This is a genomic window from Kibdelosporangium aridum (assembly GCF_900176515.1).
GTDB lineage: Bacteria > Actinomycetota > Actinomycetes > Mycobacteriales > Pseudonocardiaceae > Kibdelosporangium > Kibdelosporangium aridum.
The window spans coordinates 1,578,077-1,599,994 of the sequence record NZ_FWXV01000002.1 but is presented as its reverse complement, the minus strand read 5'-3'; the positions used below and the strand labels follow the sequence as shown (position 1 = coordinate 1,599,994).

The following is a 21,918-nucleotide window of genomic DNA, read 5'->3' as shown; positions in this document are numbered from 1 at the left end:
AGTGATCTGCATGCGCGCGTCGATCGTCGCTTCGAGCGTGATCACGCTCGCGGCCATCCTGACCAGCCCGGTTCATGCCGAACAGGAGCGGGCGGTCAGCTACCGCGGATACGAACTGAACGTGCCCGCCGACTGGCCGGTGATCGATCTGGCCGAGAACCCGACCGAGTGCGTGCGGTTCGACCGCAACGCGGTGTACCTCGGCAAACCCGGGCCTGATCAGCGGTGCGGGGCCGGGATGGGGCCGACCGCCGACGCCGTGCTGATCGAACCGGTCGGCGACCAGACCCGCGTGACCGTGACCGGGGACCGCTACGCCGCGATGGCCACCCGCGTCGACGAGGCCGCCGAGCCCGCAAAGGTCCGTACGGTCCAGCCTGGTGTCTACACAGGACTCGGGTTCGACGCGTGCGCGGCCCCTTCGCAAGGCGCGATGGACGCGTGGCATGGAGGATCGCAGTTCCGGGCGATCGGTGTGTACATCGGCGGCATCCACCGAGCGTGCGCGCAGCCGAACCTCACACCTGGCTGGGTGGGCACGCAGGTCAAGAAGGGGTGGCACCTGATCCCCACTTACGTTGGCCTGCAAGCACCTTGCACGTCGTTCCGGCACCGGATCGACCTGAACACCGACGCCGCCCGCAGGCAGGGCAGGGAGGCCGCGTCCGACGGCGTCGCGCAGGCGTCGCGGTTGGGGATGAACCCGGGAACCGTGATCTACAACGACATGGAGGCGTACAACATCGGCGACGGGCCATGCAGTGCGGCCGTGATGTCGTTCCTCAGCGGCTGGACTGATCAGCTGCGGGAACGCGGTTACCGTTCCGGCGTCTACAGCAGCGCGGGTTCGGGCATCACCGATCTGGTGCGCAACCACGACAATCGGGCGTACTCACGGCCGGACCACGTCTGGTTCGCCTGGTGGAACGGACAGGCGAATGTGGACGGAGGCAAGTTCCTGCCCGCCGACCGGTGGCTGGGCGGCCGGATCCACCAGTACCTCGGCGGTCACGACGAGTCGTACAACGGCGTGACGATCAACATCGACAGCAACTTCCTTGATCTCAAGTAGTTCTGCTGGTGACGAAGTCGCACAACGCGAAAAGGGCCGCCCGCGCGGGGATTTTCGGCAGGTCGTGGAGCATGTCCTTGGCGCGCTGGACATGCCGGTCCGCCTCTTGACGTGCCCGCTCCAGTCCTGGTGAGGCACGCAGGATGTCGAGCACCTCGGCCCGGCGGGCGTCGTCGGTGATCGGCTCGGCGACCAGGTCGGCGATGTCCGGATCGTGCTCGATCGCGTAAAGCACGGGCAATGTCACGATTCCCTCACGCAGGTCGGTGCCTGGTGCTTTGCCGAGGTCCCGCTCGGTCGCCTCGATGTCGAGGATGTCGTCGGAGATCTGGAACGCCATACCGAGAACTTCGCCGTACATGTCCAAAGCGCTGACCACATCGCGGTCCGCCCCGGACACCATGCCGCCGAGCCGGATCGACATCGAGATCAGCGAGGCCGATTTGTCCGACATGACCCGCAGGCAATGCCCGATCCTGTCCACACCCGGTTGCGGGCCAACGGTTTCGGCCATCTGGCCGCGAACAAGTCGGCCGAGTGTACGAACCTGCAGGCGCAACGCGGCATCGCCGAGGTTCGCACCCAGATCCGCCGCCCTGGCCAGCAAATAGTCGCCGAGCAGCACCGCGACCGTGTTGTTCCACCTGGTGTTCGCGGTGACGGCGCCGTGCCGGACCTGCGCCTCGTCCATCACGTCGTCGTGGTACAGCGTCGCGACATGCACGAGTTCGGCCACAACCGCCGCGTCCAGCACGCTTTCCGTGCGTGATTCACCGAACTGCGCCCCCAACAACACCATCATCGGCCGAAACCGCTTGCCACCTGCGTCGATCAGGTGCGTGGCGGCTCGGGAGAGGAACGGGTTGTCCGGATCACGCAACGTTTCCCGCAGCCGGTCCTCGACTTGGCCGAGTCGCGTGCGCAGGGCGTACGCCAGCTCGTCATCGATGGCCTCCATGATCGTTCTGGCGCCGGTGGTTGTGTTCATAGCGTTCACGGTCGCTTTGCCGCAGGTCCCGGCGCATCGACCGGTGGAGCGAGGCAAATCCCTCCACAGAGGGAGATCCTCGCTGTAACACCGGGACCCCCGGCGGGGATCTGTCCGGTAACCGAACCGGTTAGGAAAGCTATGGGTGGCAGACCGTGGCACTGGATCGCCGCAGGTACGGCCGCAGTCGCGGTCGTCGGCGCGGTGCTGATGCAGGACACGTCGAACGTCAGCGGCTTTGTCTCGCAGCCGTTCGGGACTGTCGACTACAAACCTGATGTCGGCAGCCCGATCCTGGTGACGCCGACGGTGGACGCGACGACCGTGCGCCAGACGCCTGCCGCGGCCACACCGCCGCCGGTGAAGGCGACGAATCCGCCGCCGAAGCAAGCTCCGGTGCACGAGTCACCTCGTCACGAACCGTCAAGGACGACAAGGTGGACGATCACCATCACGGTTCCCGAGCTGCCGCTGTACTTCCCGGATTGCGACACCGCGAAGTTCTTTGGCCGCGCTCCACTTCGCCGTGGCGAACCGGGCTACCGGGACGAACTCGACAGGGACCGCGACGGCGTCGCCTGCGAGCGTTAGACCGGTAGGTGCGCTACTTATGTAACGCACCCAGCCGCATCGGGTACATGCAGGTGTGACCACGGAATCGAAGACAGCAGCATGGCTGGTTGGCCTCGTCGCAGTGGTCGCGATTTTCCTGACTTTCTCCTTGGAGGACAGCGAAGCCGAGTCGACGATCCCAGGTGACCTGCCCGGAAAGACCGCCGTCGTAGCGGACAACCAGCTCAGGAAACTGGGATTCGCCAACATCATGTACATGTCGGACATCGGCGGCTCGGCCGTCGTCCGTCCGGAGTGGACGGTAGTTTCGGTCGAAGGCGCCGGTCAGACCGTTGGACTGGACGCGTGGATCACCGTCAAGGTGCGGTGAACACGGCGGCGAGCACACCGAGCGTTGCCCAGTCGGCGTGTCCGTTGTCCAGGATTTCCCCGTAGGTGCGCACTTCGACGAACGTCCGTTCGGAGTCCTCCAGAACGCCGTGCGGGCCTGGGTTCTCCCGCAACTGGACGATCTCCGCATCGGTCAGCAGCACCGAGAAAACGTGCACGCGATGCGCGGACAGTGTGGCAATTACTTGCCGCACTTGGCTTTGCCGCAACCGTTCGGTCGCGATCCGCAATCCGGTCTCCTCGGCGAGCTCATGCACGGCCTGCGTGACCGGCTCGCCTTGCAGGACTCCCCCACCGGGCAGCTCGTGCACATAGCCGTCGGCCGAGCACGCCGGTGACCGGAACTCCCGCACCAGCACCACTTCATTCTGCCGGATCGTCGCGCCCGGCCGATAGGCCACAATGGACACAACGTCCGGCCGGCCGAGCACGATCTCGTTGTGCTTCTCCCGGTTTTCCGCGCCGACACGCATCCGCGCGTGGAAGGCCCAGAGGAACTGCCGGTGAATCCACAACAGACGGCCGTCGATCAGAACATTTCCCGCTGCTTGCTGTGTGGACAACCAGTTGCGGAACGTCGGAATCCGCCACGCGAGCAAAGGCACGTGCCGCTCACCATCGCGCCGATACGCGCCGTCACCGAGCAAAGCGAGCGTGGCGCGAACAGTTTCCGGCAACGTCGACGTCACTTGCGCGCCGCGCTGCCGTGCGTGGTGCTGCATGTAGCGCACGTGCTCCGCGTTCTCAGGGGCGCCGAGCACGACCCGGCCAGAGGACTCGTACCGGCCGAACTCGATGTTCGTGGTGAGCCCGGGCAATGTGGACATTTCCCTTGGTACCCAGAAGAGAATGCCGTCCGCCGCGTCCAGCCACCGCTCCTCCCAAGCGATCTGGTCGTCGTACGACGGATATCTCGTGCCGTCAGGCGGTTCCGGGACGAAGACGACCAGGCTGGCCGGTTTGGTCCACTGGCGCTCGATCTCGGCGAGCGCCTCCGGCCGCCAACTGCGCACGTCATCACGGCGTGGCGTCGGGCCGGCCAGGAAAATCGACGCGTCCCACGCGTCCGGCGGTTCTTGTCCCGCGTAGACGACCTTCATCACGCCGGCTTCCTCGCAACGACAACGCTGTAGCCCGCGGTGGTCGGCCGCAGGTGGATGTCCTCGAACCCGATCGGGCCGAGGATCGCGGCCAGCTCAGGCGTCGAGTAGCACTTGCCCGTGGTCATCAGCATCATCCGGACGGAGAACTCAGCCTGCCGCAACGGGCCGGACTTGGTGTCGTCCAGGTGCATGTCGTGATCGACGAGGACACCGCCCGGCGGCAACGCGGCGAACGAGGCGGCAGCGAGTTTGCTGATGCTCCCGGCATCCCAATCGTGCCAGACGTTCGAGTACAGGTGCAGGTCGAAGCCGTGCGGCAGGTCGCCGAACATGTCGCCCGCGATCACGTCCACCCGGTCGGCCAGGCCACGGGCCGCGATCGACTCGCGGGTGAAGTCGACAACCGAGGGCAGGTCAAGCACGGCCGCGGATGTCCCCGGCAGGGCCTGGACGAGCGAGCAGGCGTAGATCCCCGAACTTCCGCCGATATCAAGGATCTTCCGAACCGCCCCACTACCCCCATCCCCCACCATTACATCCCCCACCACTCCCGGGGGGCTCCCCGCTTGCCAGCCTACCGATGGGGGGTGATCAACAGGGGTTGTGTCGTGCGCGCTGTGGACAACCGGTGGGGTGTGGACAACTGGGCTGTGTGGATCTTCCGCCGGGGCTTCTTGTCGGTCGTCCCCGGTAGGCTGGATTTCGGGGGCCGCAGGCCGTCCGAGGTCGCGGAGCACTTCGGCGAGGGCCGGGCCCAGGTAGGTGCCTCGGGCGTTCATCGCGGCGCTGAACGAGTCGGCGAAGTCGTTCTCCGACATCCGGTCCAGCCAGTCACCGCCGTCGCCTTCCCATGACGCGGGCCGCCCGGTCCTGAGCACCTGGCTGGCCTGCCGGCAGCCCTGCCGGGTGCTCACCGTTCGCACGTAGTGCCGCAAATCGATACTCGAACCGGCCTTCAAGTACTGCTCCGCCGGCTCGGTCGGCCGAACGGCGCCATCCGGCAGGCGTTCGAGAAGCCCCAGCGCCGCAAGGTAAGTCAGTGTGACATCGGCGGCGCGCTCGTCGATCTCGAGCGACTCGCTGAGTTGCCGGGCGGTCGTCGCCTCCCGTTGCGCCAACCGAGTGAAGATGTCGAACTCCGTCACCACCGTGACGAAGAGATCAGCCGCGTACGTGCTGTTCACCAATCCGACGATGTCGCCGGGCCCCAGTATCGTCATACAGTGATCTTGGCCGTCAAAGCCGGGACGGCGCAATGCTAGCCGACTTCTTCGACAACGCTCGTGCCCGAGCCGGAGCGCGACTCCCACTCCCATTTCTCGGTCAGCCGGAGCCGGCCGTCGGCGAGTGTTTCGATCCTCGACACACAGTGCCCGGTATTCGTCTCGCCCGCTGTATTCAGTTGCGTGTAACGAAAATCGAGGGTGTCGCCGGTCCGCGTACCGACCAGGTAGCCACGGCTGATCTTGCCGCCGGCGTACTCCGCCCAGATCTCGCCGTCTTTCTCGTGATACGTGAACTCGGTCGATGCTTCGACCTCGCCGCCGACCGTATCGGCAACCGCCTTGAACTTCCGGCCGTCAAGACTGTCCACTGCCGCGCGCTCCTTGAAATGTCCACTTTTCCGCCCGAACGGGCAGCCGTCAGCGGCAAGCCTACTGTCACGGCTGGTCACCTAGGGGAATCGACAGAACACAACGCGTATTTCGCCCTGACGCGGTGAAACATTTCCGGCTGGTCGCCGATGTTTCTAAAGCACTGCAAGATTTGCGCAAGCCCCGCGCGTCATCCTGGTCTTGACCTGAGGGGGGTCGAAATGACTGTTTACATGTTCGCGCACAACCGAACTGACATCACGCCGACCAAGAACAACGGCGGCAATCCATGGATGGCAGGCTACGGCTGGGACCGGAGGGCAAGCCGGCTTTACATCGCGAATCGGAAACTCTACGCCGACTGCATCGCGATCAAGCCGGACTCGGCACCACCACTTGTGATGGTGCGCCTCGACGTGGTCAGCATTCCGCCCGTCATTCACAACCAAATTCGTGACCACGTCGTTACGCAAGGGCACACGAACGTCCAGTCGTTCATGATGGTGTCCAGCCACACGCATTCCGGACCGGTTTTGCCGGAATCGCCAGACCCGTACGTGATTTTCGGGCTGACGCCGACGAACCTGGCCCGTGTCCAGGCGTACTCCGACTGGCTGGTCGGCGCGCTGAAGCAGCTGATCGACGACACGATCGTCGAACTGGCCGCCCAGACCCAGCCGGTGACCCTGAAATACGGCGAGGGCACCACCTCCGGGCTGTTGGACAACCGCAGCGGCTTCCCCGACGTGATCAGCCGGGTGCCGATCCTCGCCGGGTTCCGCGGCACGACCAAAGCGTTCGTGCTGTACGGCTTCTCCGCGCACCCGGTGTGCCGCGGCGACGAGGAGTTCTACGACAGCGATTACCCCGGCGTGGCGACGAAGGTCATCGAGGACGCACTGGGCTGCCCCGCGATGTTCTTCCTAGGCTGCGCGGGCGACCAAGACCCACTGATCCGCGGCGGCAACACGGAGACGGTGCAAACCGGTACCGCCGTTGGCAATGCGGTGCTGACGAAGATCCAAAGTGGACTGCAGGCGGTGGACGGAACGGTCGTCAGGGAGATGCAGACCGCATCGCTGCCGCTGGTCGTCGACACCGAGAACGCGACAGTCCGCCAGAACCTCATCCAGACCTACGAAGCCCGCAAGAGCGCACAGAACATCGCGCCGCAGAACCTGCGCTTCTGTGAGGTGATGCTGGACGAACTCAGCGCCAACGAGTCGCCGAACCACGTCGAGGTGCCGATCCAGTGCTGGAAGTTCGGCACCAACTTCGCGATCATGGGCATCGGCGGCGAGGTGATCTCGCGCTACGACACGTTCTTCCGTGCCTCGACCAGCAGACGCCTATGGGTGATGGGCCACGCCAACGCGGTGCCCTGCTACATCTGCGACGACAAACTCCTCTGGGTGCCACGGTACGAATCAGGATGGGCAAACCCCGACGGCCCGAACATCGCCGCCTTCGGGTCGAGCTTGATGCCGTACGCCTGGCCCGTGCCGATGAAGGCGTCACCGGTCAACACCAGCCCGCCGGCCGCGGGCACCGCGGAACACGCGATGCGCACGACCGGCCTGGACGTCCTGAACTAATTCGTCGGATGGTCCGGCTCCGCGAGGAGCCGGACCCGGCGTACCCGCTGAGCGGTCGAAGGCGGCCATCAGGCAGTTAGCCTTGAACAGTGACCGCTGAACCCCGTTGGTTGGATGACACCGAGCTACGTTCCTGGCGCGCGTACGTGATCGGCAGCGAGCGGCTGCGTCAACGCCTCAACACGGAGTTGCAGGACGGCCACAACCTGCCGCTGGCCGACTACGAGGTCCTCGTCCGACTGTCGGAGCAGGACGCAGGCCAGATGCGGATGACGCAGCTGGCCGAAGAGGTCGCCCAGTCCAAAAGCAGGCTCTCGCACCAGATCTCCCGCCTCGAAGCCGCCGGCCTGGTCCGCCGCACCCACTGCCCCAACGACGCCCGCGGCGTACTCGCCGAGATCACCGAAAAAGGCATGGAACAACTGCGCACCGCGGCCCCAACCCACGTCGAAGGCGTCCGCGACCACCTCATCGACCTGATCAGCCCAGAGGAGCGCGCAGTGCTGGCGACGGTGTTCGAGCGCGTGCTCACCCACCTCGACCAGACCTGAATCCACACACGGCGATCGGCTAGGCTCATCGGCGGTAGCGTGTCCGAGCGGCCGAAGGAACATGTCTTGAAAACATGAGAGGGTTCACGCCCTCCGTGGGTTCGAATCCCACCGCTACCGCGGGCTCGGGCGATCCATGTCTGCCGGAAAAAGGCAGACCGGGTCGCCCGCCATAATTTTGGGGGGACGACCCCCAAACCCCCCGAAGGCGAGCTTCGCTCGCCGACATGTCTCGGACAGCGCGGACCACGTCGCGTTAGGTGTCTTCTGGGGGCACGGCCCCCAGACCCCCGGCTCCCCGCCGTGCGTCCGCGGACAGCCTGCCCCGTCAGCTCATTGCTCCATTGCGGTGAGCAGGCCTCTGAGCAGGGACGCGAGGTTGGTTTGCTGGTCCTTGTCGAGGGTGGTGAGCAGGTCGCGTTCGCGGGCCAGGCGGGCTTCGATGACGTTGTCGATCAGGGTTCGGCCGTCTGGGGTCAGGGAGACCTGGATGCCGCGGCGGTCGTTCAGGTCTTTCGAGCGGGCGACCAGGCCGCGCTTTTCCAGGCGGTCGAGGCGGTGGGTCATCGTGCCTGAGCTGATCATCATGGTGGCTTGCAGGCGTCCTACCGACAGGACGAAGGGGGATCCGTTGCGGCGCAACGATGCCAGCACTTCGAACTCCCAGCTGGCCAGTCCTTGGGCCGCGAGGGTGTCGTCCACGCCGCGTTCCAGCAGTGCCGCCAGGCGGGTGAGACGGGCAGTCACGGCCATCGGTGCCAGGTCCAGCTCCGGTCTTTCATGCCGCCACTGCTGAATGATCTTGTCCACGGTGTCGCCCACGCCGAAAATTCTGCCAGTTCGCTCGATATCGAGATAAAAACGTCCTGTTCGGACAGTTACCGGAACTTCACCAATTCAGGTCCCTTGTGACGCGGGACACAAAGGTGCATGCTCGAACCAGACGTTACTCCGAACGTGAAGGGCAGGTGGTGCCGTGGCAATGCGCTTAAGGCGAATGGTCGCGCGCTCCCTGCCGCATCCCCGCGGCTGAGCTGAAAGCATCGGCGCGGTCGCGATTGCGAGCGGCGGGTCCAGCCTGATCGGTATGTGCATCGCACGTCGACGCGTTGAGTCCCCGCTCTGGACTCCGCGCCAGTCGGGCGAGGGCGGCTGCGGCCAGACAAGTCCATCCGATCCGGGTGCGGCGTTTCAGAGCACGCCGCACCCGGCCTTATATCGTTGGCTTCCACACACCACGGAGGCGACGTGGAATTCAACGACGACGCGGGTTTGGACACCTCTCAAGTCGAGGACATGCGGTCATCCGGCGGCGGTGTCGGTGGCCGTGTGCTGCTGGGCGGCGGCGGGCTCAGCATTGTCGGCTTGATCATCTACTTCGTCATGTCCCAGTTCGGCGGGGTCGCCGGGCTGGACGGCAACTCGGCGAGCGGACTCGGCGACGTCACGTCGGGCCAGCGCGTGGACAACGCGCGGATCTCCGAGCAGTGCCGCACCGGGCGCGACGCCAACACCAACCATGACTGTGCGCTGGTCGCGGTGATCAACTCGATCCAGGGCTACTGGCGTGACCAGTTCGCGCGCTCCGGTCAGACGTACCAGCAGGCGCCCACCAATTTCTTCAGGGGCGGTGTGACCACAGGGTGCGGCAGCGCGACCGCTGACGTCGGCCCGTTCTACTGTCCCGCCGATTCCGAGGTCTACATCGACCTGTCGTTCTTCACCCAGCTGCAGAGCCAGTTCGGTGCGCAGGGCGGCACGTTCGTCGAGGCTTACGTCCTGGCGCACGAATACGGCCATCACGTGCAGAACCTGCTCGGTACATCCGATCGGGTGCGGACGAGGCGTGGGCCCACGTCCGACGCGGTGCGGCTCGAACTGCAGGCGGACTGCTACGCGGGCGTCTGGGCGAACCACGCGACGACCACGCCCAGCGCCAACGGTGGTCCCCCGCTGATCAGGAACATCACCGAGGACGACATCCGGCGCGCACTCGACGCCGCTGGCCGGATCGGCGACGACTTCATCCAGCGTGAGCTGGGCGGCGGCCGGGTCGACGAGAGCCAGTTCACCCACGGCACCTCCCAGCAGCGGGAGAAGTGGTTCACCACCGGCATCCAGTCCGGCAACCCGGCCCAGTGCGACACGTTCCGCACGAACAACCTGGGCTGAAAACCCGTGAGGGGTCAGAGACAAGCGAAATGGGGCGCCTCGGCGGGGGCGCCCCATTTCGGTCCCGGCTACTAGCTGACCGCGTCGTGGTCATGCGTTGCCGAGACCGACACGGTCTTGGCAACGGCGCGAGCCTGCGCCCGCTCGGAACGCGGCGGCACGCCGTTCACGTCCTCCGTGCTGATCCCGTACGCGGTGATCACGTACGAGATCGCGGCGGCCTGCTTGGCAAGCGCCGCCCGGTTGACGTTGAACAGATTGTCGCAGGCTTGGTGGTAGCACTTGTCAAAGGCCACCCCGGCCTGGCCGCCCCACTTCGCGGCCTGCTCGGCAGTCTTGATCACTTCGGCGCCGGTGAACGTGCCACCAGCGGGAATGCCCTGCGCGATGAACTCGCCGTAGTCCGAACGACCGTCGAAGTCCTTGCCTTCGGTCGGCGCGGCCGCGAATCGCGCCGCCAGCGCTGCCTCGATCGGGCCCGATCCGGTCGGTCCAGGGCCGGAGCCCACGCCGTCGGAGTCGTCACCGTCGTAGTTCCTGCATGATGGGCCGTCAACCTCTCTCCGCGCTGCACGCCGGTCAAGAGTTACATGCGGCCCAAAGGCTCCGAAACGAGCAAGCTGCGGCAGCCGTCCAGACCATCGACCTCAATCGACCATTCCGGACGGACGAACTGCTCCGGGGTGAGCGCGAGCCGCTCGTTGAAGACCAGTTTTCCTTTGATCGACTGCCTTTCCACGCCGTCGGGGCGATAACCGAGCTTCCTGCTCACGGTGTGTGAAGCCCGGTTGTCACTGTGCGCGGCCGATGTCATCCGCTCGGCGCCGAGGTAGTCGAACGCGAACATGACCACGGCGGCACGCATTTCGGTGCCGTACCCCTTGCCCTGATGGGCGAGGCCAAGCCACGAACCGGTGTGGATCTCACGTGTGACAGCGAAATCCTTGGCGACCGCTCCCTGCATTCCGACGACCCGGCCGTCCACTCTGGTCAGAAAGTTGAGGCTCCAGTCGTCCGGCGAGAACGCGGCCCGTTGCCCCCAGTAGAACTTGACCCATTCGATCGGCGGCCGATCTGTCCACGGCACCCCGAACGGCATCTTGTCGGGCGCGTGCACCCCGGCCTTGGCCACCTCGACGAGTTCGAACAGCCCCGCGTCGTCGTCCGGGCGCAGTTCGAGGCGCGGAGTCCGGATAACGAGGTTTCGCAAGGGCCAGGGATCCATGCCCCGAGCGTATTCACCGGCGCGAGAGGTTTACCGTGGTGATGTGTATGCAATCGTGGCCCGCGAGCCGGGTGGACCTGACGTACTGGAATGGACCGAGGTGCCGGACCCCCAGGCAGGGCCGGGCGAGGTGCTGATCGATATCGCGGCGAGCGCGGTGAACCGCGCGGACCTGCTGCAACGCCAAGGCTTCTACCCGCCACCGCCGGGCGCCCCGAACATCATCGGACTCGAGTGCTCCGGCACCATCGCCGCGCTGGGCGAAGGCGTGACGAACTGGGAAGTCGGCGACGAAGTCTGCGCGTTGCTGGCAGGCGGCGGTTACGGCCAACGCGTCGCCGTCCCCGCCACACAGGTTCTCCCGCTGCCCGACGGCGTCGACCTGGTCACCGCGGCCTCACTGCCCGAGGTCGCGTGCACGGTGTGGTCGAACATCGTTCAGCACGCAGGCCTGCAATCCGGTGAGATCCTGCTCATCCACGGCGGCGCGGGCGGCATCGGCACGCACGCCATCCAGGTCGGCAAAGCCCTCGGCGCGACGGTGGCGGTGACCGCGGGCTCGGATGAGCGGCTGGAGCGCTGCGCCTCGCTCGGCGCGGACATCACGATCAACTACAAGACCCAGGACTTCGTCGAGGTGCTCGGAAAGCGCGGCGCCGACGTGATCCTCGACAACATGGGAGCGTCCTATTTGGACAGAAACCTCACCGCGCTGGCGAACGACGGCAGGCTGATGGTGATCGGATTCCAAGGTGGACGGAAGGCCGAGCTGGACTTCTCGAAGATGCTGCCGAAGCGGGCAAGCGTTACCTCCCTTGGCCTTCGTGGCCGCCCGGTGAGCGGCCGCGGGAGCAAGGGCGAGGTGGTCGCGGGCGTCCGCGAAGGTCTGTGGCCGCTGATCGCCGAGGGCAAGGTGAAGCCGATCGTGCACGAGGTCCGGCCGATGCAGGACGCTTCCGGGGCACACGCGGCGCTGGAAAGCGGCGGCGAGGTCTTCGGAAAAATCATCCTCAAGCCGTAACGACGAGCCGGGCCCACCCCAGAAAAGGACATCCCACCCCAGAAAAAGGGCATCCCCCACCACTCCCGGGGGGACGACCCCTGGCCAGTCTACCGGGGATATGGGCAGGTCAAAGGGGTACTGGTTGGTTGTGGACAACCGGATTTGCCGGTGATCCCTTTGCCTCGTTTCTCCGGTGCTCCCCATGCCACAGCGGGAGCACCGGAGACCTAGTGGCGTAGCTCCGCGACCGCGTCGACCAGCTGGTCGACCTCGCTTGACGTCGAGTAGTGCGCGAGTCCAACCCGGACCGCGCCGCCCACTTCGCTCACGCCAAGCGCGGTGAAGACTCCGCTGGGCACGTCGTCGGCGAACGCGCAGATCCCCCGGTCGGCCAGGGCGACGATCGCGTCGGAGGCTTTCATGTCCCCGATTGTGAACGCGAGTACCGGGATTCTTCGCATCGCGTCGCCGATCACCATCACGTTGCGGATCGCCCGCAGCTCGGAGATCAGCTTCGCCAGCAGCCCGGCCAGGTAGGACTTCGCCGATGACAACGATGTCTGCAGCCGCTCCCGGCGCGTCCCGGTCGCCGTGTCGTCCAGCATCGCCAGGTAGTCCACCGAGGCGACCAGGCCTGCCAGCAGCGGATACGCGTGCGCCCCGAGCTCCAGCCGTTCCGGGCCACGCGTGCCGGGGTCGAGGGAGCTCACTGGCAGCCGGTCAAGCAGGTCCGGGTCGGCGAACACGAGCGCGCCGACGGCCGGGCCGCCCCACGCCGAGGCCGACACGGCGATGATGTCCGCGCCCATGGCCTTCATGTCGATAGGCATGTACGGGGCCGCCGCTGAGGCGTCGACCACCAGCAACGCGCCTACGCTGTGCGCGATGTCGGCGATCTTGCGGACGTCGGGTCTTGTGCCGACGGCACCGGATGCCGCCGTCACCGCGACGACCTTCGTCCGGCGGGACATGAGGCTCTCGTACTGCCACGCGGGCAGCTCGCAGGTCTCGATGTCGATCTCGCCCCATCTGATCGCCGCGCCCGGCCGTTGGGCCGCGCGCAGCCATGGGGCGATGTTGGCTTGGTGGTCCAGCCTCGACACCGCGACCTCGTCACCGATCAGCCAGCCGCTGCCCATCGACTCGGCCAGCCGTTGCAGCAGTACGGGCACGTTCGGGCCAAGAACCACTCCAGCGGGGTCACCCCCGACCAGGTCGGCCACCGCCCGCCGGGCGGCGTCCACGATGGCCTCGGCCCGTTGTGACGCCGGGAAGGCGCCACCAGGTCCGGACACGGGTGCACGCATCGCCGTGGCCACTGCCATGGCGACTTGCTCAGGCACCTGCATACCGGCCGATGCGTCCAGATGAATCCAGCCGTCACCCAACGCGGGGAACAGCCCACGGATCCGAGCGACGTCGAACGCCATGGGCCACACCGTACGGACCGGTCCAAGTGTCGCGACCGCTACCCTCGGGTATGTGGTCTTTCGGGGGACACGACGGCTTCCATGAGCGGGTCAGGATGGGACAGATGAGCCAGCCAGAGCAGAACGGCAAGGACGACGCACACCACGTGGTCGTGGTGGGACCGGACGGGTCCCCATTGGGCGCCGCGCGCATTCCGGACGGCTCGGATGAGGGCGACAAGCCCGAGACGATCGGCGACATGGTCGAGCAGCCCGCCAAGGTGATGCGGATCGGGACCATGATCAAGCAGCTGCTTGAGGAGGTCAGGGCCGCTCCTCTCGACGAGGCCAGCCGCACCAGGCTCAAGGAGATCCACGCTTCCTCGATCAAGGAGCTCGAGGAGGGCCTGGCCCCTGAGCTGCGGGCCGAGCTGGACCGCCTCACGCTGCCGTTCACCGACGACAGCGTCCCGTCGGACGCGGAGCTGCGGATCGCGCAGGCTCAGCTCGTCGGCTGGTTGGAGGGTCTTTTCGCGGGTATTCAGACCGCGTTGTTCGCGCAGCAGATGTCCGCGCGCGTGCAGCTCGAGCAGATGCGCCGCGGCGCCCTGCCGCCTGGTCTGGGTGAGCAGCAGCCGCACGACACGACACGTGGCCAATACCTCTGAAGGCAACTCGGTGGGGGCGCCAGGCGTCTTCATTAGGTGCGGGGATGGATTAGAGCCGTCCTGGTAGCTGGGGTTGTCGTGGTGTTCTCTGGATCACTTTTCGGGCTGTGGAGCTTGAAGGTGATCGGCTACGACACGGTCAGCGGCCAGGCCACATTCGACATCAGAGGCGTCATCGGGCCGGACAACGGCCCGCCGTGCCCGGCCGACCGGCGCTACGTCGACGAACAGCCGAAAGGGCTGCGAGACGACGTGCTTCCCGAGTTCGAGAAGATCAAGGCCGCGGCGCGCAGCCAGAACGTCACGTTGTGCCTGAACGACGGCAAACGCAGCTCCCGCCAGCAACAGGCCCAGTTCGACGACTATGTCCGGCGGTACGGCAGCGTCGAGGAGGCCCGTAAACACGTCCTGCCTGCCGGTCGGTCGATGCACGAACTGGGCACCGCGATCGATGTCCAGCCGTTGTCGGCGGCCGGCTGGCTGGAACGCACCGCAGGCTCATATGGCTGGTGCCGACGTTATGAGAACGAGCCATGGCATTTCGAATACGACCCGGGATATCGCAACGGATGCCCGGCCATGCTGCCGCATGCCTAGCGGACTTACCATGCCTTTTCATGCGCAGCACAGGTGTGGGTGAGCCCGGTGACCGACCGGTCACCGAAGGGGTGAATGGCCGCCGGTACTCTCGGGAACCGTGCATGCGACGAGCACGATCGACCGACCGATGACGGCGGCAGAAAAGCCTCTCGACAACCCCAGCCGGACCTTCGGCCGGGCTTGGGAGGACATCCGGAGCGGTATCAAGCAGCGTGACCTGTGGGGCCACCTCGGCTGGCAGGACATCAAGCAGCGGTATCGCCGCTCGGTGATCGGACCACTGTGGATCACCATGAGCATGGCGGTCACCGCCGCCGGTCTCGGCATCCTCTACTCCACGCTGTTCAAGGCGAACATCGGGACGTTCCTGCCGTATCTGACAGTCGGCTTCATCGTCTGGAACTTCATCGTCGGCTGCGTGACCGAAGGCACTGAGACCTTCATCGCCAACGAGGGCCTGATCAAGCACCTGCCCGCGCCGCTGACGGTCTACGCGCTGCGCACGGTGTGGCGGTTGACACTGATGATGGCGCACAACCTGCTGGTCTACTTCGTCGTACTCGCGATCTTCTTCGGTGCGCTGACCACTGCGAACTACCAGATGACCGCCGGTGGGATCCTGCAGCCCGGTCTCGACTGGACCGTGGTGCTGGCCATCCCCGCGTTCTTCCTGATCGCGTTGAACGGTGTCTGGGTGGCGCTGCTGTTCGGCATCATCTCGACCCGCTACCGCGACATCCCGCAGGTCATCAACGCCTTGATCCAGCTGGTGTTCTTCATGACACCGATCGTCTGGTCGGCCGACATCCTGCACGACCGGCTCGGTGCGGGCACCGAGCTGTGGAAGACCCTGGTGCTCGAGCTCAACCCGCTCTACCACTACGTCGAAATCATCCGCGCCCCGCTGATCGGCAGCGCGCAGAGCTGGCACCACTGGGTGATCGTCGGCGGCATCACCCTGATCGGCTGGGCATTGGCACTAGTGGCGCTGCGCAACTACCGTGCGCGCGTCCCCTACTGGGTCTGAGTGAGGCAGGACAGCACATGGTCAGCATCGACGTCTGGAACGCCTCGGTCGACTTCCCGATCTTCGACGCGAAAACCCGTTCGCTGAAGAAGGCCGTGTTGGGCAAGGTCGGCGGCACGATCGGCACCGACAGCAAGATCCCGGTGATCGAGGCCCTCAAGGACATCAACCTCTCGCTCAAGGACGGCGACCGCGTCGCACTGGTCGGCCACAACGGCGCGGGCAAGTCCACTCTGCTGCGGCTGCTCTCCGGCATCTACGAGCCGGTCACCGGCGGATCGAAGATCGTCGGCAAGATCGCCCCGGTCTTCGACCTGGGTGTCGGGATGGACCCGGAGATCTCCGGGATCGAGAACATCATGATCCGCGGGCTGTTCCTGGGCATGAGCCGCAAGCAGATGGAGTCGAAGATCGACGACATCGCGGAGTTCAGCGAGCTCGGCGACTTCCTGCAAATGCCGCTGCGGGCGTACTCGACCGGTATGCGCGTGCGGCTGGCGCTGGGCATCGTGACCTCGATCGACCCGGAGATCCTGATCCTGGACGAGGGCATCGGCGCGGTGGACGCGGCGTTCATGGACAAGGCCCGCGACCGGCTGACCGACCTGGTGAAGCGCTCCGGTCTGCTGGTGTTCGCGTCGCACTCGGACGATCTGCTGATGGAGCTGTGCGACTCGGCGATCTGGATGGACGGCGGCCGGATGAAGATGCAGGGCAGCCTGCGTGAGGTGCTGACCGCCTACAAGGGCCGAGATCCGTACGAGAACCTGAGCCAGGAGATGCTCGAGCGCCTGGGTGTGACCGCGGGTGGCGATCCTCGATGAACAAGGCGCTGGGACCGGACTCCGTCGTCGCTGTCGTCGTCACGCGGCACCGGCGTGAACTGCTCGTCGACTCGCTGAAGATCCTGGGCGCGCAGACCCGCCCGCCGGACCACTTGATCGTGGTGGACAACGGACCGGACCAGCCGGTCGAGGACCTCGTGAACGCGGCCGCGGTGCCGTCGACCTACCTCGCGTCGCACCGCAACCTCGGTGGCGCGGGCGGTTTCGCGCTGGGCATCCTGCACGCGCTCGCGATGGGCGCGGAGTGGGTGTGGCTGGCCGACGACGACGGCAGGCCCGCGGACGAGAACGTGCTTGAGGTCCTGCTGAGTGAGGCCAAGCGACGTGGGCTCGCGGAGATCTCGCCGGTGGTCGCGAACATCAACACCCCGGAGACGCTGGCGTTCCCGTTGCGCCGTGGCCTGACGTGGAAGCGCCAGACCTCCGAGCTCGGCACGGACTTCCTGCCGGGGATCGCCTCGCTGTTCAACGGCGCCTTGTTCCGCGCGTCCACTTTGGACGTGGTCGGTGTGCCGGACTACCGCTTGTTCGTGCGCGGTGACGAGGTCGAGGTGCACCGCAGGCTGGTGCGGTCGGGACTGCCGTTCGGCACGTCGTTGCGGGTGACGTACCTGCACCCGGACGGGTCGGACGAGTTCAAGCCGATGCTCGGCGGCCGGTTCCACGCACAGGACCCGGACAACGACGTCAAGCGCTACTACACGTACCGCAACCGCGGCTACCTGTTGTCCCGCCCGGGAATGCGCAAGATCGGCGCGCTCGAGGTCCTGCGGTTCGGCCTGTACTTCCTGACCGTCCGCAAGGACCCCAAGGCGTTCGTGCAGTGGCTCAAGCTCGTCCGCCAGGGCCAACGCGAACACTTCTTCCGCTACTGACGCTTTCCAGCCCGAACACCGCGAGTGCGGTGTTGTCACTTAGAAAAGGCAACAGCTGCACTCCGTCCAACGCGGATGCGAGGGCCAGCAGCACGCCCGCGCTGCCGGTGGCCACATCCATCGACAGCCGGAACAGATGCGTGCCGGGGAAGGCGACATGGCCCTGGTACGGCACGGCGTGCAGTGCCAGCCATTCCAGGTGCTGATCCAGGGCCCGTGACGCGAGCGGGTCCGGTTCGCGTCGTAAGCCCGTGGCCAGCGCGCCGATCAGACCGGCACGGCCGAGCATCAGGCCAGGCTGGATCACGAACTCGGCCAGCAGCGCCCGGCGCAGCCTCGGCAGCTCGCTCGCCACGGGCGCCGCGGGCCACGCGGTCAGCAGTTCCTCCATCGCGATCGCGATGCCCGCACTGCCGACTTCCAGGTACGGCAACGTGTTCTGCCGATCCCGGACTTGCAATGAGCCGTCCGGTGTCCGCGCGCACTCCATCAGGTCGCGGCGTATTGCCAGGTCAGCGTGGTCGAGCCAGCTGCGATCCCTGGTGCGTTCGAAGAGCCGGAGGAACAGCAGCGCGGGCCCGGACCAGCCGTGCATCAGCCCAGCGCGGCCACGCGTCGGCAGGGGCGCGTTCTCCAGCATGTGGGTCAGCCGGCCGCCGATCTCGATCGCGTGCCACAGATGCCCGGCGTCCTGCCTGTTGGCCGCGAGATGCAGCAGGTTGAGCCCGATCCCGGCCAGTCCGGTGCGCAGGCTGTGGCACGTGATCGACGACAGCTGCGGCTCGACCTTTTCGATCAGCTCGTCGGCGTCGTCGTGGTAGCCGAAGTTGTCCAGTACGTGGATCGTGCCGTGCGCGCCGTCCCAGAATCCCGCTGTGGCAGGGGGTTGCCTGCGGACCGCGTCGATCAGCCACTTCTCGTGGGCGGGAAACCGGCCGAAACCGCTGACGTCCAACGCGTGCAGCACTCCTGCGGCGCCATAGCCGAAGCCCGTGCCGCCCGTGGCGAATTGCTGGATGTCGCCTGGGAAAAGGCGATCCGTACGGTGTGGCGTCGCGCTGGCGAGCACACCGTCCGCAATGGACCTGCGGACCGACGTCCAGTTGATCTCCGGCTGGTCCAACGGGGTCCGCCTGCGGGCCGAGCGCGCCGAGCGTGGCCGCAGTTCGGCGAGGACTTCCTCGAGGTAGCCCAGCGGCAGGTCGAACCGTTTGCGGACCTGGCGGACGAAGTCGGCGAGCTTGTCCGGTTCGAGGTCGAGCACCATCGTCATCGGCAGGAACATCCACAGCCGCAGCACGGCGAAGGCGTAGCGGTCGACTTCGTATCCGCTGCGGTCCACGGGCGCGCGGAATCCCGGTGTGCCGCCGCTGGGCCTGCGCCGGTCCACCGCGGGGAACGCCAGCTCGAAGTCCACAAGGGACACTGAATCGTCGTCGTCGACGATGATGTTGCGGTCGTTGAGGTCGCCGTACACCAGGCCGCGGCGGTGCACGTCGGCCAGGATGCGTTCGACCCTGGCCAACAGTGCCAGTGCGCGTTCGACGTACCGGCTGCGGTCGCTTTTGGTCAGATCCCGTTGTGTCAGTGGATAGTTGCGGGCGAGCCAGCGGCTGAGCGGGACCCCGGGCATCGGACTGATCAACAGGACTTCGTTGCCCGCCACCGAGATCCGTCCTTGCAGTTCCGGCGTTCCCGGCACACCCGACAGCCGGATCAGCGTCCGGGCTTCGCGATCGAGCCTGGTGACCGCGTCGGTGCCGTCCGGGTCCAGTCCGGTGTGCGGCCGGGCCTCCTTGAGCACGACCTGACGACCGTCGGACCGGCGGTGGGCCAGGTACACACCGCCCGCGTTGGTTTGCTGCAAGACCTTGACGACCTGGTACCTCGAAGCCTCGCCTGGTTGCTGTGCGTTGAGGTGCGGGCTGAGGTAATCGGGCACTTCGAGCCAGTCGGGCAGGCCAACCGGCTCGGGAACGACTTCGCCGTCCGGGCGTTCGAGCGCCGGTATCACCGCACCCCGTGAATCGGTGATCATACGTTCGACAAATCCGCCGTACCGCACGTAAAGCGGCCCATCTGCATAGCGCAAGTCGCCAGGGATATACGGACCACGCACGCCGTCCAGTTGGCGGTTCAGGTCGTCAAGAACGCGTTTCAGCTGCCGGTCCCCGGTCGGGTAAATCGTGATCAATTTTCCACTCGCCGACCGATCGGCGTACTTCGCGTTACGATTCGCGTAAATACGGGGTGAGCGCAGGAATTTGAAGGGCAGCCGGGCGGCGACGCAGTAGGGCCGCACCACTTCGAGCACCCGTGCGGCATCGGCGCCGGTCGCGGCCACGTGCACCTTCCACCCCTGCATCGGCAGGTCCACACCCTCGGGAAGACAGACGTGCCAGTCGCCGCGGTCGAACCGGTGCCAGCCCGTGGCACAACCAGAAAGCGAACTGACCCAGCTTTCCAGCGTCTCGATTCCATAACCATCGGCGTCATAGAAGTAACGATCCGCGAAACAGAACGCCTCATAACGCAGATCCATGCCGGCAAGCGCCTCCCCTATCGAAATCCGCCATTCGCGCCCAAGCAGGAAATAATTTCCGCACGAAACCAACCGGCAGGTCGATCCGCCGTTCGAGGGTTCACACTGCCAATTAGACGACTGGACGCATTTACTACTCCCGAGTATCCGAGAGCGGTCTGTCAGAAAATGACGAAAACCACCCGATCGCCGCTTGCGACTCCGCCATATGCAGCATTGCCGCACGGTCCGGCCCGGACTATCGGCAGCTACGGAGAGTAGTGGATCTACCGAGAGTGTGTCGCCTGATAAGAGGTTCACTCCAATGACGCTTGACAACGGCATTAATGTGCTTGACGTGCATCGCATGTTTCCGATCACCCCGCCGCCGGCCGCCTAGGCGGGGCTGAGCTGCCACCACGCGCGGATGTGACTGCCGCGCGCTGTGAACCATGCCTGATCGCCCCGCGGACGAACAGCACCTGTTCCTTCTGCGCTGGAGCGTTTTTCCTTGTCTACCAAGCTGTTTCTGATCCTTGCCGGTGTGCTCTGGGGAACCGGCGGCCTGGCAGGCGCACTGCTGCAAAACCTGGCAGGCCTGCACCCATTGGCGGTGGCGGCGTACCGCCTGCTCCTCGGCGGAGCCATCGCAACGGTGTTTCTGTCCACACAGATCCGACGCCTGCGGTTCACCAAAGCGGTGACACGAAGGCTGCTGGGAGTCGGCGCGCTGCTGGCGATCTTCCAAGCTAGTTACTTCGGTGGCGTGGCTATGACTTCGGTCAGCCTCGCCACGTTGGTCACCATCGGCAGCTCGCCGGTGATCCTCGCCGTGGTCAGCGCCGTCCGCTCCCGACGGCTTCCCAGTCCGCGAACGCTGTTGTGCATCGTGCTGGCGTTGACCGGACTGGCATTGCTGGCGGGGATGCCGTCCACACGGGACATCTGGCACACCGTTATCGGAATCGCGCTGTGTCTCGTGGCGGCGTCCGGATTCGCGGCATTCACCGTGATCAACCGGGTTCCCGTACTCCCGGCGGGACCAACGATCTCACTGGGCCTGCTGATCGGCGGGCTGATCTTGCTGCCCGTCGCGTTGCCACTGGGCATGGCTTTGCCTTTGCGGTTCGACGTTTTGATGACAGCGTTGTTCTTGGGCTTGGTGCCCACCGCGGTGGCGTACGGCTCGTATTTGCTCGCTCTGCGAGGCGCGAGTGCAGTGGCCGCAGCACTGTCAGCGGTGCTCGAACCGTTGACCGCAACAGTGTTGTCGGTGCTGTTCTTCAACGAATCGCTCGGGGCCGTCGGCGTGATCGGCGCGGTGCTGCTCGGAATCGCACTGGCGGTGAACTATTCCGCCGAGAGCGGATCTGCTCAGAGTGAACCGTCGTTGCCGGTCCGGCGGCCCGATGCTGGAGTGGGAACATGAGCGAGCCCAAGAAGAACGCCCTCGTGCTGCACCTCGCGAGCGGCGGGGAGCCACTGGTGTACGCGCTGTCCGTGGCGGCCGCCAAAGACATGAGCGGCCGACTGCAGACGTTGATGACGTCCGGCGCAGTGGACACCCCCGAGTTGGAGGACGGCTCACGCGTCGCCATCAACTTCAGCCACGTGGCCACCGCGCACTTCGACGAACTGCCACCGCTGTCACGGGTGTACGGCAGCGCAGCCAAGGGCGGCCGCGGCTTCAGGGGGTAGGTGAGACG

At 65.9% G+C, this 21,918-nt stretch carries 23 protein-coding genes and 1 tRNA gene; 15 read left to right on the top strand and 9 right to left on the bottom strand.

All coding sequences use genetic code 11. The annotated features are described in order from the left end of the window. The first annotated feature begins 10 nt into the window (after positions 1–10). Positions 11–1,072, top strand: coding sequence for a DUF1906 domain-containing protein (locus tag B9C43_RS17155; RefSeq protein ID WP_084427488.1), 1,062 nt, complete (start codon positions 11–13; stop codon positions 1,070–1,072). Here B9C43_RS17155 and B9C43_RS17150 read toward each other — a convergent pair. Further along, positions 1,065–2,060 carry a polyprenyl synthetase family protein gene (locus B9C43_RS17150; protein ID WP_084427486.1) on the bottom strand — a complete coding sequence of 332 codons (996 nt, stop codon included), beginning with the start codon at positions 2,058–2,060 and terminating at the stop codon, positions 1,065–1,067. The two genes, B9C43_RS17155 and B9C43_RS17150, sit on opposite strands and share 8 nt — an antisense overlap. A 141-nt stretch (positions 2,061–2,201) precedes the next feature. On the opposite strand from B9C43_RS17150, the gene B9C43_RS17145 reads away from it, so the two are divergent. Together B9C43_RS17145 and B9C43_RS17140 are read left to right on the top strand one after the other, a co-directional pair. Beyond that, on the top strand, positions 2,202–2,651 hold the full coding sequence (locus tag B9C43_RS17145) for an excalibur calcium-binding domain-containing protein (RefSeq protein ID WP_084427484.1): 450 nt from the start codon (positions 2,202–2,204) through the stop codon (positions 2,649–2,651). A 55-nt stretch (positions 2,652–2,706) separates the two neighbouring features. Continuing rightward, complete coding sequence (locus tag B9C43_RS17140) at positions 2,707–3,003, top strand: hypothetical protein (RefSeq protein ID WP_084427482.1); 297 nt, start codon at positions 2,707–2,709, stop codon at positions 3,001–3,003. On the opposite strand, the gene B9C43_RS17135 is transcribed toward B9C43_RS17140, so the two are convergent. From B9C43_RS17135 to B9C43_RS17125, 3 genes are read right to left on the bottom strand one after another with little or no spacing between them, the layout of a single operon-like run. After that, on the bottom strand, positions 2,990–4,123 hold the full coding sequence (locus tag B9C43_RS17135; RefSeq protein WP_084427480.1) for a nucleoside 2-deoxyribosyltransferase domain-containing protein: 1,134 nt from the start codon (positions 4,121–4,123) through the stop codon (positions 2,990–2,992). The two genes, B9C43_RS17140 and B9C43_RS17135, sit on opposite strands and share 14 nt — an antisense overlap. Continuing rightward, positions 4,123–5,346 carry a methyltransferase gene (locus B9C43_RS17130; protein ID WP_160096538.1) on the bottom strand — a complete coding sequence of 408 codons (1,224 nt, stop codon included), beginning with the start codon at positions 5,344–5,346 and terminating at the stop codon, positions 4,123–4,125. The genes B9C43_RS17135 and B9C43_RS17130 overlap by 1 nt, the downstream gene beginning before the upstream one ends. A gap of 38 nt (positions 5,347–5,384) precedes the next feature. Next, entirely contained in the window at positions 5,385–5,720 is a 336-nt protein-coding gene (locus B9C43_RS17125; RefSeq protein WP_033385957.1) for an avidin-fold protein, read from the bottom strand. A 222-nt stretch (positions 5,721–5,942) separates the two neighbouring features. Between B9C43_RS17125 and B9C43_RS17120 the strand changes: the two genes are divergently transcribed. The 3 genes from B9C43_RS17120 to B9C43_RS17110 all read left to right on the top strand — a co-directional run bounded on the left by B9C43_RS17120 (position 5,943) and on the right by B9C43_RS17110 (position 7,987). After that, positions 5,943–7,316 carry a hypothetical protein gene (locus tag B9C43_RS17120; protein ID WP_143446367.1) on the top strand — a complete coding sequence of 458 codons (1,374 nt, stop codon included), beginning with the start codon at positions 5,943–5,945 and terminating at the stop codon, positions 7,314–7,316. Positions 7,317–7,405: 89 nt separating this feature from the next. Continuing rightward, positions 7,406–7,867: a MarR family winged helix-turn-helix transcriptional regulator gene (locus B9C43_RS17115; protein WP_033385951.1), complete on the top strand. Its 462-nt coding sequence runs from the start codon at positions 7,406–7,408 to the stop codon at positions 7,865–7,867. A 33-nt stretch (positions 7,868–7,900) separates the two neighbouring features. Beyond that, a tRNA-Ser gene (locus B9C43_RS17110) sits at positions 7,901–7,987 on the top strand. A 213-nt stretch (positions 7,988–8,200) separates the two neighbouring features. Here the strand turns inward: B9C43_RS17110 and B9C43_RS17105 are convergent. Continuing rightward, the gene (locus B9C43_RS17105; protein ID WP_084427474.1) at positions 8,201–8,689 is read right to left on the bottom strand and encodes a MarR family winged helix-turn-helix transcriptional regulator; all 489 of its coding nucleotides are present in this window, start codon (positions 8,687–8,689) and stop codon (positions 8,201–8,203) included. A 426-nt stretch (positions 8,690–9,115) separates the two neighbouring features. Between B9C43_RS17105 and ypfJ the strand changes: the two genes are divergently transcribed. After that, positions 9,116–10,039: a KPN_02809 family neutral zinc metallopeptidase gene (gene ypfJ / locus B9C43_RS17100; protein ID WP_084427472.1), complete on the top strand. Its 924-nt coding sequence runs from the start codon at positions 9,116–9,118 to the stop codon at positions 10,037–10,039. A gap of 71 nt (positions 10,040–10,110) precedes the next feature. Here the strand turns inward: ypfJ and B9C43_RS17095 are convergent, their stop codons facing one another. Beyond that, a complete protein-coding gene (locus B9C43_RS17095) occupies positions 10,111–10,548 on the bottom strand; it encodes a M28 family peptidase (protein ID WP_327222586.1) in 438 nt (145 codons plus the stop codon). 77 nt (positions 10,549–10,625) lie between these two features. Continuing rightward, positions 10,626–11,264 carry a GNAT family N-acetyltransferase gene (locus B9C43_RS17090; protein WP_084427468.1) on the bottom strand — a complete coding sequence of 213 codons (639 nt, stop codon included), beginning with the start codon at positions 11,262–11,264 and terminating at the stop codon, positions 10,626–10,628. A gap of 43 nt (positions 11,265–11,307) precedes the next feature. Between B9C43_RS17090 and B9C43_RS17085 the strand changes: the two genes are divergently transcribed. Next, a complete protein-coding gene (locus B9C43_RS17085; RefSeq protein WP_084427466.1) occupies positions 11,308–12,285 on the top strand; it encodes an NAD(P)H-quinone oxidoreductase in 978 nt (325 codons plus the stop codon). A gap of 209 nt (positions 12,286–12,494) precedes the next feature. Here the strand turns inward: B9C43_RS17085 and B9C43_RS17080 are convergent, their stop codons facing one another. Further along, the gene (locus B9C43_RS17080; RefSeq protein WP_084427464.1) at positions 12,495–13,697 is read right to left on the bottom strand and encodes a cysteine desulfurase-like protein; all 1,203 of its coding nucleotides are present in this window, start codon (positions 13,695–13,697) and stop codon (positions 12,495–12,497) included. A gap of 104 nt (positions 13,698–13,801) precedes the next feature. On the opposite strand from B9C43_RS17080, the gene B9C43_RS17075 reads away from it, so the two are divergent. The 5 genes from B9C43_RS17075 to glfT1 all read left to right on the top strand — a co-directional run bounded on the left by B9C43_RS17075 (position 13,802) and on the right by glfT1 (position 17,691). Next, the gene (locus tag B9C43_RS17075) at positions 13,802–14,344 is read left to right on the top strand and encodes a bacterial proteasome activator family protein (RefSeq protein ID WP_200825556.1); all 543 of its coding nucleotides are present in this window, start codon (positions 13,802–13,804) and stop codon (positions 14,342–14,344) included. Between the two features lie 120 nt (positions 14,345–14,464). After that, the gene (locus B9C43_RS17070; RefSeq protein ID WP_160096536.1) at positions 14,465–14,941 is read left to right on the top strand and encodes a D-alanyl-D-alanine carboxypeptidase family protein; all 477 of its coding nucleotides are present in this window, start codon (positions 14,465–14,467) and stop codon (positions 14,939–14,941) included. 130 nt (positions 14,942–15,071) lie between these two features. Then, positions 15,072–15,971, top strand: coding sequence for a galactan export ABC transporter permease subunit Wzm/RfbD (gene wzm, locus B9C43_RS17065; RefSeq protein WP_084428258.1), 900 nt, complete (start codon positions 15,072–15,074; stop codon positions 15,969–15,971). Between the two features lie 17 nt (positions 15,972–15,988). Next, positions 15,989–16,795, top strand: coding sequence for a galactan export ABC transporter ATP-binding subunit Wzt/RfbE (wzt, locus tag B9C43_RS17060; RefSeq protein ID WP_033385916.1), 807 nt, complete (start codon positions 15,989–15,991; stop codon positions 16,793–16,795). Then, entirely contained in the window at positions 16,792–17,691 is a 900-nt protein-coding gene (gene glfT1, locus B9C43_RS17055) for a galactofuranosyltransferase GlfT1 (RefSeq protein WP_033385914.1), read from the top strand. Before wzt ends, glfT1 begins: the two co-directional genes overlap by 4 nt. Here the strand turns inward: glfT1 and lanKC are convergent. Next, complete coding sequence (lanKC, locus tag B9C43_RS17050) at positions 17,645–20,233, bottom strand: class III lanthionine synthetase LanKC (RefSeq protein ID WP_084427460.1); 2,589 nt, start codon at positions 20,231–20,233, stop codon at positions 17,645–17,647. The two genes, glfT1 and lanKC, sit on opposite strands and share 47 nt — an antisense overlap. Before the next feature lie 490 nt (positions 20,234–20,723). Between lanKC and B9C43_RS17045 the strand changes: the two genes are divergently transcribed. Together B9C43_RS17045 and B9C43_RS17040 are read left to right on the top strand one after the other, a co-directional pair. Next, a complete protein-coding gene (locus B9C43_RS17045; RefSeq protein WP_235038655.1) occupies positions 20,724–21,641 on the top strand; it encodes a DMT family transporter in 918 nt (305 codons plus the stop codon). Further along, the gene (locus B9C43_RS17040) at positions 21,638–21,910 is read left to right on the top strand and encodes a hypothetical protein (protein ID WP_033385912.1); all 273 of its coding nucleotides are present in this window, start codon (positions 21,638–21,640) and stop codon (positions 21,908–21,910) included. The genes B9C43_RS17045 and B9C43_RS17040 overlap by 4 nt, the downstream gene beginning before the upstream one ends. Positions 21,911–21,918 lie beyond the last annotated feature (8 nt).